Source organism: Metabacillus mangrovi (assembly GCF_009711125.1).
In the GTDB taxonomy this organism is placed as follows: Bacteria; Bacillota; Bacilli; order Bacillales; family Bacillaceae; genus Metabacillus_B; species Metabacillus_B mangrovi.
In genome coordinates this window covers 115,033-128,066 of the sequence record NZ_WMIB01000003.1, presented here as the reverse complement: position 1 = coordinate 128,066, position 13,034 = coordinate 115,033, and the positions used below count along the sequence as shown (strand labels likewise).

Genomic DNA, 13,034 nt, shown 5'->3' with positions numbered 1-13,034 from the left:
TTCGGTCTATTTTCGGGTAATTGGCAAGCTTGGAGGTTTTGCGGATCTGCTTATAAAGTTTAAGGGCCAACTCCAATACAGGCATTCTTTAACTTGGAGAATAGAAGAAACCCCCGCGGCCGGCGGGGGCTTCTTTTTATTGGAAAAACAGCAGATAGAGGACTCCTAAGACTACAAACAGACCGCATACGCCAATTAGGACCTTCGCTAATGTTTCCATTAGATGTTCGATCCGATCACGTAGGAGAGTCCGACGGAGATGACCATGGAAATGAAGCCGACGGCTCGGTTGTCTTTTTCGATTTCTTCATCGATTTTAAACTTCGGGGTAAGAAATTCATAAATGAAATACCCGAGGAGCATGAGAAAGAATCCATAGCAGCCCCAGCCGATCATTTCAAAAAGAGAGTTGTGCTGTTCGATGGAAAAACGGAAGATGTTCGCGATTCCGAAAATTTTCCCTCCGGTTGTCATGGCAACGGCCAGGTTCCCTCTCTGAATTTCATCCCAGTTTTTATAGCGGGTGACGAGCTCAAATATACTCATGAATACAATCATGCACAGGACGACTACACTGTAATAGGCTGCCGTCTGGACCAGGTCATTTTCCCAGAAAGGATTCATCTTGCTGTTTGCCTCCCCTTATTTAAGTTCAACGATTGTGACACCGCTGCCGCCTTCTCCGGCTTCTCCGAATCTTGTATTTTTTACGCTGCGGTGGTTTTGGAGGAGCTCCTGGACACCTTTGCGGAGTGCGCCTGTTCCTTTTCCGTGGATAATGGAGACTCTCGGATACCCTGCCAAAACGGCATCATCCAGGTACTTCTCAGTCCTGCTCAGGGCGTTCTCATAGCGCTCGCCTCTTAAATCAAGCTCGAGGGAAACGTGATAATCCTTGCCTTTAACTGAAGCGAGCGGCTTTTCGATGACAGGTTTCGGCCTGCTCAAATACTGGATATCCTTCTCCTTGACTTTCATTTTCAGGATTCCCATCTGGACGTGCCACTCGCTGTTTCCGGATTTTTCGAGCAGGATGCCTTTCTGGCCGAAGCTGAGCACTTTCACTTCGTCCCCGGGCTGCAGCTTCCGCTCTTCTTTTACAGGATCCTTTTTCTTTTGCGGAGCCGATTTTTCGAAAACCGGCTGAGCCTGCTCGAGGCGTTTTCTTGCGTCGATCAGCTCATGCTCTTTTATCGAGCCGTATTGTTCCTTTTGCAGCTTTCGCAGATGGCTGATAATCTCTTCTGCTTCTTTTTTCGCTTCATCAAGCTTTTCTGAGGCTTTCTTTTCAGCGTCTTCATAAAGCCGGTCACGCTGCTCGTTGAATTCTAGGATCTGCTTCTGCAACTCTTTGTGGAGATCTTCTGCCTCTTTGCGGAGTTCTTCTGCTTCCCTTGCTTCTTCCTCCGCTTCCTTCCTGCTGTCTTCGAGGGAAGCGATCATCGTATCCACTTCATTGCTTTCCGCTGTCATATTCGATTTCGCATATGAAATGACATGCTCTGACAGACCGAGTCTGCGGGAGATTTCAAAGGCGTTGCTTCGTCCGGGCACGCCGATCAGAAGCCGGTAGGTCGGGCTCAATGTATCCACATTGAATTCAACGCTTGCATTGATGACTCCGTCCCTGTTGTAGCCATATGCCTTGAGCTCCGGATAATGAGTCGTCGCGACAACGGTCGCCCCTCTGCCGTACACCTCATCCAGAATCGAAATGGCAAGGGCCGCCCCTTCCTGCGGATCGGTTCCCGCTCCGAGCTCGTCAAACAGAACAAGACTGTTTTCATCGGCTTTATTTAAAATATCCACAATGTTGACCATATGGGAGGAAAAAGTACTTAAACTTTGCTCGATGGATTGTTCATCTCCAATGTCGGCATATACAGAATCAAAAACAGAAGCTTCTGAGCCCTCTGCTGCCGGTACTTGAAGACCGGCCTGCGCCATCAATGTGCAAAGTCCGATCGTTTTAAGGGTCACGGTCTTCCCGCCCGTATTTGGCCCTGTAATGACAATCGTAGAATAGCTGTCTCCAAGCAGAATGTCATTGGCGACCACTTCTTCCGGGTCCAAAAGGGGATGGCGGGCTCTTTTCAGATTGATGTACCCTTCACTGTTCAGCTTCGGCCGGGAAGCTTTAATCGCTTTTGCATATCGTGCTTTCGTGAACATGAAGTCAAGGTGTGCGAGCACTTCGAGATTTTCCAAAATTAGATCCGCATGCTCTGCTATGGCTTCCGAGAGCATTCTTAAGATGCGCTGAATTTCCTGCTTTTCTTTCATTTTTGCCTGCTGCAGGGAATTGTTCATATCCACCACTGCCTGCGGTTCAATAAAAAGGGTTGCACCGGAGGAGGATTGATCGTGCACAATCCCTCCGTAGGAGGAACGATATTCCTGTTTAACCGGAATGACGAACCGTTCGTTCCGGATCGTGATGATAGCGTCGGACAGCATCTTTTGTGCAGAAGAAGAGCGGATCATCGACTCCAGCTTCTGGCGGACACGGGATTCAAGCGTCCGGAGCTGCTGCCTGAGCGAGCGCAGCAAATCGCTCGCATGATCAAGAATCTCCCCGTTGTCATCCACACATTGATTGATCTTCCGTTCCAGGTCCGTAAGCGGCTCTATCAGCCGTACTTTCTCCTCAGAAAGCGGAATGGACAGGATTTCTTCCTCCGCGAGCTCTAGAATAAACTGCTTCATCTGCCGTCCCGCATAAAGCACACCTGCTGTTCCCATGCATTCATGTGCGCTCAGGACCCCGCCAATCTTTGCCCGTTTCAGACTGGCACGGATATCCGTCAGGCCGCCGAATGGAGCATGGCCCCTGATTCTCAGGACATCGGCCGCTTCAAACGTCTCCTGCTGCCGCTTTTCTGCTTCCTCAAGCGTTAAGGCAGGGAGAAGCGCCTCTGCTTTTTCTTTTCCCAATGATGACGCAGCATGGTTTGTCAGCTGCTGCCTGATCTTATGAAACTCCAGTACTTTTAATCCTTTTTCCTGCAAATTGCAGACCTCCCAAATCTTCAGGAATGATGCCTGTTCAAAAACTGCTTCAGCTTCTCAAGCTCCCACGTGTTCAGGACATGATCCTCTTTTACATTTCCTTTAATGGCTGTAGAAACTCCAATCGGCATGTGCTCCAGCATATCAAGGCTGTGGGCGTCCGTACTGATCGTTATTTTCACTCCGGCCTCCTGTGCAAGCTTCAGGTGCTCTGCGCTTAAGTCGAGCCGGTTAGGGTTTGCATTCAGTTCCAGTGCGGTATCCGTTTCTTTCGCCAGCTGGATCAGCATACTGATATCGACGTCGTATCCAGCCCGTTTTCCGATCAGCCTCCCGGTCGGGTGGGCGATAATGTCCACATGATGGCTTTTCAGTGCCGTTTTCAGGCGCTCCATGATTTTTTCCTGCGGCTGTGAAAAGCTTGAATGAATGGAGGCGATAACGATATCCATCTCCTCAAGCAATTCATCATCATAATCCAGCGTTCCGTCCGGAAGAATATCCATCTCCACTCCCGCAAGAATCGTAAAGTCCTCAAACTGCTCGTTCAGGCGGTCGATTTCCTTTCTCTGTTCCCTCAGTCTTTCCGGAGAAAGGCCGTTCGCCACCTTCAAGTAGTGCGAGTGGTCGGTAATCGCCATGTATTTGTAGCCCTTCGCCTTGCAGGCCTGCGCCATTTCCTCAATCGTAAAAGCCCCGTCGCTCCAAGTGGAGTGCATATGAAGGTCCGAGATGATGCTTTTTTCCGAAATGAGGCCTTCCAGGCTGTCCGATTCTTCAATTTCCCTTCCGTCTTCCCGAAGCTCAGGCGGAATAAACGGCAGGCCAAAGCTTTGAAAAAAGGCAGCTTCATCTTCAAACGTCTGGATTGCACCGGTTTCCAGATCCTCTACCCCATACTCGCTGATCTTTTTCCCCTGCTCTTTTGCAAGCTGGCGCATCCTTACATTATGGTCTTTAGAGCCGGTAAAATGGTGCAGCGTGGTCGCAAATTCTTCGTCCTTCACGATGCGGAAATCTGCACTCACCGTAAAGTCATATTGCAGTTCGACGGAGACCTTCGTCCCGCCGCCTGCGATCACTTCTCCGATATTGGGTATTTTCAAAAGGAAGTCTCTCACTTTTTCAGGTTCCGCAGCGGAAATAATAAAATCCAAGTCTTTGACCGTTTCCGCCATCCTCCTGATCGAACCTGCCCTTGAGTAGCGGATGATATCCGGACATTGGGCGAGATAGGCTTCCAGTTCATCTGCGATCGGAAGCATAAAAGCGAGCGGCAGCCGATCGGGTCTTTTGCCGATTTCTTCAACGGCTGCAAGAATCTTTTCTTCCGATTTAGGGCCAAAGCCTGCCAGTCCCTGTATTTTATGCTCCAAGCACGCTTTTTTCAAAGAATCGACCCCGTCCACTCCTAATTCTTTATAAAGCTTCGCAATTTTTTTACCGCCAAGGCCCGGCAGCTTCAAAAGCGGAACAAGGCCCTCTGGCACCTGTTTTTTGAGATCATTCAGAACTTCCGACTCTCCGGTTTGTATCATTTCTTCAATGACTGCAGCAGTTCCTTTTCCGATTCCCTGGAGCTTTGTGAAGTCCTCTATCGAGCCAAGGCTTCGTTCATCCTGTTCAAGAGCATTCGCCGCTTTGCGGAATGCTGATATTTTAAACGGATTTTCGCCTTTCAGTTCCATATAGATTGCAATGGTTTCAAGAAGCTTAATCACATCTTTTTTATGTACAGCCATACCGATCACCTCATCAAAGTTTCGTTAAACACAGGAAAAAACCTCTCTGTTTCGAGAAGCTTATGACTTGCCGCTATACTGAATCCAAAGTTCATCCACCTTGTCTGAAAAGTAAGGGGTATGATGAACGATCGCATCAGCCAGGAATGAGCCTCCCATTGCGTCTTGGATATTTTCCATCGGCAGCAGTCCGCCGATAAAAAGCAAAATGAACACAATCAGGTATACCTCTGCAAAACCGAGAATGCTCCCTCCCCAACGGTTCAGCTGTTTCAGCACCGGCAGCATCGCGATAAAATCAAGCATGGAACCGATAATCTGAGCAGCGATTTTCGTTCCGAAAAAAAGAATCGCAAATGCAATGGCCCTGTAATAGGCTTCTTCAAGCTGCGCGCCAGCAAAAAATGTGATGGCCCCCTGCCCCTGTCCCATAGAAGGGTATGGAATCCACAGCTCCAGCTTCGGAGCTAAATCATCATAATATAAATATGCTACAATGTAAGCGAGGATAAATCCGGTCAGATGAACGAGCTGCATAATGAAGCCCCGCCGCAGACCAGTCAGTATGCCACCCAGAAGGATGACTGCTATAATCAGATCAAGCATGCTTTCATTCAATCCTTTTCTGAAAGCTTCCTTTCAAGAAGCTCGCATTCTTCTTTTAGTTTCAAATATTCGTGCACGACATTGACTGCTGTAAGCACAGCCAGTTTATTTATATCAAGAGAAGGGTTATGACTGTTCATTTCCCTCATTTTATCGTCTACAATTGAAGCGACAAGGCGCATATGACTCGTGCTCTCGGTGCCGACGATGGCATATTGCTGCCCGTATATATCGACAGTCGTTTTGGTCTTTGAACGATTAGACAACGCACTTCCTCCATTCCTAGGAATCCTAAGCTTTATCATAACATGTTTATTTCCGATATGGGAAGCAGAGCGAGATGCTGCGTTGTCTAAAAACCGCAATTTATCAAGGAAGGAAGATGTTTTTGTCACATTCTGTCATTCAAGCCACTCCACAGCTGCTGAACGAAGCAGCTGCTTACTATAAAAAATCGGCCGCTCCCAAGCTGCCGCAGGGTGCTGTTTTTTCAGCAAAGGTAGACGGCTGTACGGTTACAGGCTATAAATCCGGCAAAATCCTGTTTCAGGGAAGCCGGGCTGAAGAAGAATCCCGCCGCTGGGGGGGCACAGGAGCAGCCGCACCTGCAAAATCCGCCGCGAAAACTGTACATGGTTTCGCCCCTCCGCCAAACATTGCCGGGCTGTCGGCGATAGGATCCGATGAAGTCGGAACAGGCGATTTCTTCGGGCCGATGACCGTCACAGCAGCCTATGTCAGCAAGGAGCAGCTTCCACTGCTCAAGGAAATGGGTGTACGTGATTCCAAAGGGCTGAAGGATCCCCAAATCACCGCCATCGCGAAGGATTTGATCAAAACGATCCCCTACAGCCTGCTCGTCCTGAAAAATGAAAAATACAATGAAATGCAGAGTAAAGGCATGACCCAGGGCAAAATGAAAGCCTGGCTCCACAACCAGGCGATCCGGCATTTAATGGACAAAATCAGCCCGGAAGAACCAGAGGCCATCTTAATCGACCAATTCGTCGATCCGAACATCTATTTCAACCATCTCAGAGGCCAGACATACTCCAGGAAAAATACATATTTCAGCACGAAAGCAGAGGGCATTCACCTTGCAGTAGCCGCTGCCTCCATCATCGCCCGCTATTCCTTTGTGAAGGAGTTTGAAAAGCTGTCCAAAGCAGCGGGGATGACCCTGCCCAAGGGCGCAGGCAAACAAGTGGACGAAGCAGCGGCCAAACTGATCAGCAAGCAGGGCGAAGAGGTACTACACACCTATGCCAAAACGCATTTCGCCAATAAACAGAAAGCGCTGGATCTGCTGAGGCGGAAACGGTAATCAGCAGCGGATCTCAAATCCGCTGCTTTTTTTGCCGCATTCGGGCAGACAGCGGCTGACTGGTTTTGCCGGTTGGGTTAGGTTTTGTGTTGATGGTTTTAAGCGTTTGTCGATTGCGTACTGTATTTTGTCGATTGTGTCTTTTATTTTGTCGATTGTGTCCTTTATCTTGTCGATTGCGCTATTTATCTTGTCGATTGCGCTACTTATCCTGTCGATTAAGTGATCTATAATGTCGAATAGCGATTAACCGACACCATTCGCCACCGTTCACGTCCGCCGCAGCGGCCGTCCCTCTTTCCTATAGCTCCTTATAATAAATCACCGTTGCATGAAGCGTCCCGTCAGCTGATTTTGCGTAGTTTGGAATCCTTCCTGCTTCCTTGTAGCCGAGAGACTGGTAAAGGCGGTTGGATGGGTCCCCTTCTCTCGTATCCAGCACAAGCAGGGAGCGCCCTTCTTCCCGTGCCCGCTCTTCTGCTTTGTTCATGAGAAGACGTCCAATTCCTTTCCGGCGGTGCTGCGGGTGTGTCATCAGCTTCGCAATTTCTGCTCTGTGGAGCCCGTTTTGCTTGTCTGCCAGATGAAGCTGAACACTTCCGGCCGCTTCGCCGTCTGCCATTACTGCAAACAAAATCACATTCTGTCCGCTGGGAAGGGCTCTCCAATAAGATGCTGCCTCTTCTGTGCCCATCGGCGGCAGAAAGCCTATCGCCGCGCCTTCATTGACCGTCGCTTTCAGCAGTCTGGAAAGTGATGCCTCATATTCCTCTGCTCGTATGACCTCAGCCTTCAATTTTTCCATTGCTTAGCCCCCTTTTCACCAATCTATGAGTATAAGAGAGAAAAATGGTCTTGTCCCGTCATCGGGCAGAAAATCTGCAAAAAAACCGCCTCTCCGATTGGAAAGACGGTTAAATTGGTTAACCCCTCAGTACGGCTCCGAACTGTCCGGAGACGGCCTCTAATACTTTTTCATGTGTTTTCGTCACTTCTTCATCTGTGAGTGTCCGTTCAGGATCGAGGTAAATGAGAGAGAACGCGACCGATTTCTTTCCATCCTCCATCCTTTCACCTTCGTAAAGGTCGAAAATAGCGGCTTCCGAAAGGAGCTTTCCTCCTGTTTCCTTGATCACGTTCAGAATTTCGCCAGCAGGAACTTCCTTGTTCACGACTAGAGCGATATCGCGTGTGATCGATGGGAACCTTGGAATGACAGAGTAGCGGATCTCTTCTGCTTCGGCACTGAATAAATCCTCAAGCATCAGTTCAAAAACATACGTTTCCGGAAGATCCAAATCCTTTTGTACAGTAGGATGCAGCTGGCCCGTGATTCCGGCAAGCTGGCCATTCAGGTAGATTTCTGCAGTCCGCCCCGGGTGAAGTCCGTCTCTCTTCGCCTGTTTATACTCGACTTTTTCAGTTGCCCCAAGCTTCTCAAACAAGCCATCGAGAATGCCTTTAATGACAAAGAAATCCAGTGCTTTTTTCTCACCCTGCCAGGAATGCTCCTCCCATAATCCGGTGATGGCTCCTGCCAGGTGCTCTTTTTCAAGTGGCTGCTCATCGCGGCCTTTTGTGAGGAATACAGATCCTGTTTCGTAAACCGCTGCCTGATTCATCTGACGGGAAAGGTTGTGCTTCAGCACCTCCAGAAGATGAGGCAGAAGACTTTGCCTTAACACACTGCGCTCCTCGCTCATCGGCAATGAAAGATGGGTCAGTTCTGTTTCCTTAAGGGCATATTGAAGGGCTTTTTCCTTGCTCGTTAACGAGTAGGTGATCGCCTGAAGCAGTCCTGCCCCCTCCATATAGGCGCGCACCTTTCTGCGGTTTGCCTGGTAATCCGATAACCTGCCGGGATTGGAACGGAAGAGCGGAAGAGTTGACGGAATGTTGTCATAGCCGTAAATCCGTGCCACTTCCTCAATGATGTCTTCTTCGAGAGTAATATCCCCCCGTCTGGTCGGCACGGTTACTGAAAGCTCTGCGCCTTCCGCCTGAACCTCAAATCCGAGCTTTCCGAGAATGACCGTAATATCCTGTACAGAGATGTCCATCCCCAATACAGAATTGATCTTTTCCTGGGAAATGGAGATGACTTTCGGTTCCGGGCTGTGCAGCTTCACTTCTGCAAAACCTTCACACGCTTCTCCGCCTGCATACTGAACCATAAGTTGAATGGCACGCTGTGCTGCCGCTTCAATTCTCTCAGGAGCGACTCCTTTTTCAAAACGGGCACTTGCCTCGCTTCTCAGACCGTGGTCTTTTGAAGCTCTGCGGACCGTCTGGCCGTCAAAATAAGCTGATTCCAAAAGAATGTTGACCGTATCATTTTTCACTTCAGAGTCCGCTCCGCCCATTACTCCTGCAAGTGCAACCGGCTCTGTACCATTCGTGATGACGAGCTGGTCTTCTTTCAGCACACGTTCTTTTTCATCAAGCGTTACGAATTTTTCTCCTTGCTTCGCCATCCGGACCACTACTTCCTTGGATCCGAAACGGTCATAATCAAATGCATGCAGCGGCTGTCCGTATTCGAGGAGTACAAAGTTGGTGATATCCACAACGTTATTGTGCGGTCGGATGCCGGCAGCCATAAGCCGAGTCTGCATCCAAAGCGGAGATGGCGCAATTTTCACATTCCGCACGACCGCAGCCAAATAATGAGGGTTTGCGTCTTTCGCTTCAATGGTTACGTTCACGTAATCAGACGCACGGTCGGATCCTGTTTCATAGGACGTCTCCGGCAAAATCACTTCACGGTCAAGTAATGCTGCCACCTCGTATGCTACACCAATCATGCTAAGTGCATCAGATCGGTTCGGCGTCAATCCAAGCTCAAGCACCTGATCATCAAGGTTCAGCAAATCTAGAGCGTTTTCTCCAGGCTTCACATCATCAGGAAAAACAAAGATCCCTTCAGCAAACTCTTTCGGTACAAGCTTGCCTTCTATTCCAAGCTCCTGCAGCGAGCAGATCATTCCGTTTGATTCTTCTCCGCGGAGTTTGGCACGCTTAATTTTAAAATTGCCCGGAAGAACCGCACCTACCGAGGCGACGGCCACTTTCTGGCCTTTATCCACATTCGGTGCACCGCAGATGATCTGGACGGGTTCACCCTGCCCGATATCCACCTGGCACTTATTAAGTTTATCTGCATCCGGATGCTGCTCTTTCTCGAGCACATGGCCGATCACAACCCCGCTGATCCCTTCATTCAGGACCTCAACAGCTTCAACCTCAATCCCGCTGCGGGTAATTTTTTCTGCCAGCTCTTCAGCTGTTATGCCGTTTAAATCCACATAATCTTTCAGCCATTTATAGGAAACGAACATGTTACTCCCTCCAGTTACGCTCTTTTGAATTGTTTTAGAAAACGAAGATCATTCGTGTAGAAGTGTCGGATATCATCAATTCCGTATTTCAGCATGGCGATCCGCTCAGCACCGATCCCGAACGCAAACCCTTGATATTTTTTCGAATCAAAGCCTGCCATTTCAAGAACGTTCGGGTGAACCATTCCGGCCCCGAGAATTTCAATCCAGCCAGTGCCTTTGCACACATTGCAGCCGTTCCCGCCGCAGTTAAAGCAGGAAACATCCACTTCCACAGACGGCTCTGTGAAAGGGAAGAAGCTTGGACGGAGGCGGATTTCCCGCTCTTCCCCGAACATTTTCTTCGCCAGGACTTCAAGCGTTCCCTTCAAATCACTCATGCTCACTTGCTCATCGATCACGAGCCCTTCAATCTGCATGAACTGATGGGAATGTGTCGCATCATCATCATCGCGGCGGAACACTTTCCCAGGACAGATGATTTTCACAGGGCCCTGGCCGCTGTATTTCTTCATCGTTCTGGCCTGTACCGGAGAAGTATGCGTACGGAGCAGAATCTCGTCAGTGATGTAGAAGGAGTCCTGCATATCACGGGCAGGATGGCCCTTCGGAAGATTTAGTGCTTCAAAGTTGAAATAATCGATTTCCACTTCCGGCCCTTCTTCAATGGAATAGCCCATTCCCAGGAAAAGATCCTCGATCTCTTCAACTACAGCTGTAATCGGATGGCGGTTCCCTTTTTTCACAGGACGGCCGGGTAGCGTCACATCAATCGTTTCTCCCGCCAGCTTCTTCTCGGTTTCTTCCTTCTCGAGCTGCTCCTGCTTTTCACTGATCTTGGAAGCAATCGCTTCGCGCACTTCATTCGCGAGTGCGCCCATTTTCGGACGCTCTTCAGCAGAAAGCTTGCCCATTCCTCTTAATGCTTCCGTAATCGGGCCCTTTTTGCCAAGATAGGCTACCCGGATATCATTCAGGCTCTTCAACCCGTCTGCTTCTTCAATTTTCAAAAGTGCTTCTTGCTGCAACTGCTTTAATTGCTCCTGCATGGAAATCCTCCTTTTATCGGCTGTAATGAAATAAATAAAAAACCCCGCCCCCGGTAAAGGGGCGAGGTTTGAATTCGCGGTACCACCCTTGTTCAAGACAATCTGCCGTCAGCAAATACGTCTGTCGCTTGGAAAGGATAACGGTTTTGAACCGGGGCACCTTTACGCATCACTGCGGTCCCGGTGCCGGCTGAGGAGGTGAATTCATTTGCTGCTGCCATAAAAATGCTTTCAGTCTGAGGCATTTTTTCCCTGATTGGCCTGCTTCACAAACTACTGCTCTCCGTAAACGCCGATTATTGTATTTTATTTCACAACCTGTCTAGCCTTATTATATGGAAAAAAAGGCGCGGCCGCAACCTTATCCGCGTAAATGATACATAAGAATGCCGGCAGCGATCGCCACGTTGAGCGATTCAGCTCCTCCATAAATCGGAATATAAAGATTTTGATTCGTCATCTCCAGCCATTCCGGAGAGACGCCTTTTCCTTCATTTCCTAAAAGAAGCGCAAATGCTTCCTTCGACTCCGCTTCTTTATAGGAGACCGCTCCTTCCAGCGCAGTGCCGTATACAGGGATTTGCCGGCCGTTCAGGCGGCTGATCCATTCCCCAAGCTGCCCTTTTGCGAGCGGAATATGAAAAACGGATCCCTGACTGGAGCGGACCGTTTTTGCGTTATAGGGATCCACCGTTCCCTCCCCAAGAACAATGCCGTCTATCCCGGCTGCATCCGCCGTCCGGATGATCGTCCCCAGATTGCCGGGGTCCTGAACAGCATCAAGAAGAAGCACCCTTTTCCACTGTGGATCATCCTGCACCTTATTTTGCCTGCAGACTGCGAATATCCCCTGAGGTGTTTCAGTTTCAGAAAGTGACGTTAAAATTTCATCTGTCACTAAATAAATATCTGTATGATCCAAATTCCAATCCTTCGGGATGAGTGTAGTCTCCCCGGTAATCACTTCCGCAACCAGCTCTTTATTTTTCAGCGCCTCTTCCACAAGGTGAAACCCTTCTGCAAGAAACGTGCCGGTTTTATCCCGTTCTTTTCTCGTATGTAATTTCCGCCACTGTTTTACGCGTGGATTCTGTACTGATTCTATTCTCTTCAATAATCCTAACTCCTTTATCCGTGCTTTCCCTCATTATATCCTTTCTTTTGTACATAATAAAATTGAAATTCGAGAAAGCTACGGTCAGATGTTATTTTTAAAAGGAGGAATCTGATATGAATCTGAATTTGAGAAATGCTGTCCTTCACAATGTCACTGGCAATTCACAGGACGAACTGGAGCACACAATCGTTGACGCCATCCAAAGCGGAGAAGAAAAAATGCTTCCTGGACTTGGAGTGCTGTTCGAAGTCATCTGGCAGCACGCAGACACTTCAGAAAAACAGGAAATGCTTCAAACGCTGGAAGATGGATTGAAGAAGTAATGGACGGGCCGCCTTGGTTAGGGCGGCTTTTTTTGGTGGTGCAAAGGAATCACAATTCTGGCTGAGTTCTGAACCTCTGGATGATGCGGATTTGATAGGGTTTGGAGAGTAAAAGTAATGGGTGGGTGCGCTGGGTGCTCTGACCCTCACTGCTTTAACGCATCAGGGGAACAAGCCAGCACACTTCTAAACCTTGTCCTGTCTGCTTTACGGAGGCGGGGGACGGAGGTTTAGTGCTTTAGCGAAAGTGGGGTCAGAGCTGAGCAGGTCCAGTAATAGCCAAACCCGCATAGGGTCAGTCCCGCAGTCCTTTAACGCATCAGGGGACAGAGACCTGAAGCTTCAATCCCTTATCCCCCAAAGGAATGGAGAGGCGGTGCCGGAGCTTTAGTACGGCAGTGAATGTGGGGACTGGCACGGTGCCAGTCCCCTGTTGCTTTACCGCAGCGGGGGACGGAGACTTGTTCCCTCTATCCCTTGTGCCCCAACGGGTTAAAGAGGCGGTGCCTGAGCTTTAGTACGGCAG

General features: G+C 49.1%; 11 protein-coding genes. 2 read left to right on the top strand and 9 right to left on the bottom strand.

Annotated features, from left to right (window positions below):
- Positions 1 to 219: 219 nt before the first annotated feature.
- From GKZ89_RS05770 to zapA, 5 genes are read right to left on the bottom strand one after another with little or no spacing between them, the layout of a single operon-like run.
- Positions 220 to 624, bottom strand: coding sequence for a DUF350 domain-containing protein (locus GKZ89_RS05770; RefSeq protein WP_155111447.1), 405 nt, complete (start codon positions 622 to 624; stop codon positions 220 to 222).
- An 18-nt stretch (positions 625 to 642) separates the two neighbouring features.
- Positions 643 to 3,009 (bottom strand): endonuclease MutS2, encoded by a 2,367-nt coding sequence (locus tag GKZ89_RS05765; protein ID WP_155111446.1) that lies wholly within the window; start codon positions 3,007 to 3,009, stop codon positions 643 to 645.
- Between the two features lie 20 nt (positions 3,010 to 3,029).
- Positions 3,030 to 4,751: a DNA polymerase/3'-5' exonuclease PolX gene (gene polX / locus GKZ89_RS05760; protein ID WP_155111445.1), complete on the bottom strand. Its 1,722-nt coding sequence runs from the start codon at positions 4,749 to 4,751 to the stop codon at positions 3,030 to 3,032.
- A gap of 60 nt (positions 4,752 to 4,811) precedes the next feature.
- Positions 4,812 to 5,357, bottom strand: coding sequence for a CvpA family protein (locus tag GKZ89_RS05755; RefSeq protein WP_155111444.1), 546 nt, complete (start codon positions 5,355 to 5,357; stop codon positions 4,812 to 4,814).
- Positions 5,358 to 5,365: 8 nt separating this feature from the next.
- A complete protein-coding gene (zapA, locus tag GKZ89_RS05750; protein ID WP_155111443.1) occupies positions 5,366 to 5,623 on the bottom strand; it encodes a cell division protein ZapA in 258 nt (85 codons plus the stop codon).
- A 122-nt stretch (positions 5,624 to 5,745) separates the two neighbouring features.
- On the opposite strand from zapA, the gene rnhC reads away from it, so the two are divergent.
- Positions 5,746 to 6,681 (top strand): ribonuclease HIII, encoded by a 936-nt coding sequence (gene rnhC, locus GKZ89_RS05745; protein WP_155111442.1) that lies wholly within the window; start codon positions 5,746 to 5,748, stop codon positions 6,679 to 6,681.
- A 301-nt stretch (positions 6,682 to 6,982) separates the two neighbouring features.
- Here rnhC and GKZ89_RS05740 read toward each other — a convergent pair whose 3' ends face one another.
- The 4 genes from GKZ89_RS05740 to GKZ89_RS05725 form a co-directional block, all read right to left on the bottom strand.
- A complete protein-coding gene (locus tag GKZ89_RS05740; RefSeq protein ID WP_155111441.1) occupies positions 6,983 to 7,486 on the bottom strand; it encodes a GNAT family N-acetyltransferase in 504 nt (167 codons plus the stop codon).
- Positions 7,487 to 7,604: 118 nt separating this feature from the next.
- Positions 7,605 to 10,019 (bottom strand): phenylalanine--tRNA ligase subunit beta, encoded by a 2,415-nt coding sequence (gene pheT / locus GKZ89_RS05735; RefSeq protein WP_155111440.1) that lies wholly within the window; start codon positions 10,017 to 10,019, stop codon positions 7,605 to 7,607.
- Positions 10,020 to 10,033: 14 nt separating this feature from the next.
- Positions 10,034 to 11,068 (bottom strand): phenylalanine--tRNA ligase subunit alpha, encoded by a 1,035-nt coding sequence (gene pheS, locus GKZ89_RS05730; protein ID WP_155111439.1) that lies wholly within the window; start codon positions 11,066 to 11,068, stop codon positions 10,034 to 10,036.
- 361 nt (positions 11,069 to 11,429) lie between these two features.
- Positions 11,430 to 12,200, bottom strand: coding sequence for a TrmH family RNA methyltransferase (locus GKZ89_RS05725; RefSeq protein WP_430696829.1), 771 nt, complete (start codon positions 12,198 to 12,200; stop codon positions 11,430 to 11,432).
- Between the two features lie 98 nt (positions 12,201 to 12,298).
- Here GKZ89_RS05725 and sspI point away from each other — a divergent pair, with 98 nt between their 5' ends.
- Positions 12,299 to 12,508 (top strand): small acid-soluble spore protein SspI, encoded by a 210-nt coding sequence (sspI, locus tag GKZ89_RS05720; protein WP_155111437.1) that lies wholly within the window; start codon positions 12,299 to 12,301, stop codon positions 12,506 to 12,508.
- Positions 12,509 to 13,034: the final 526 nt, after the last annotated feature.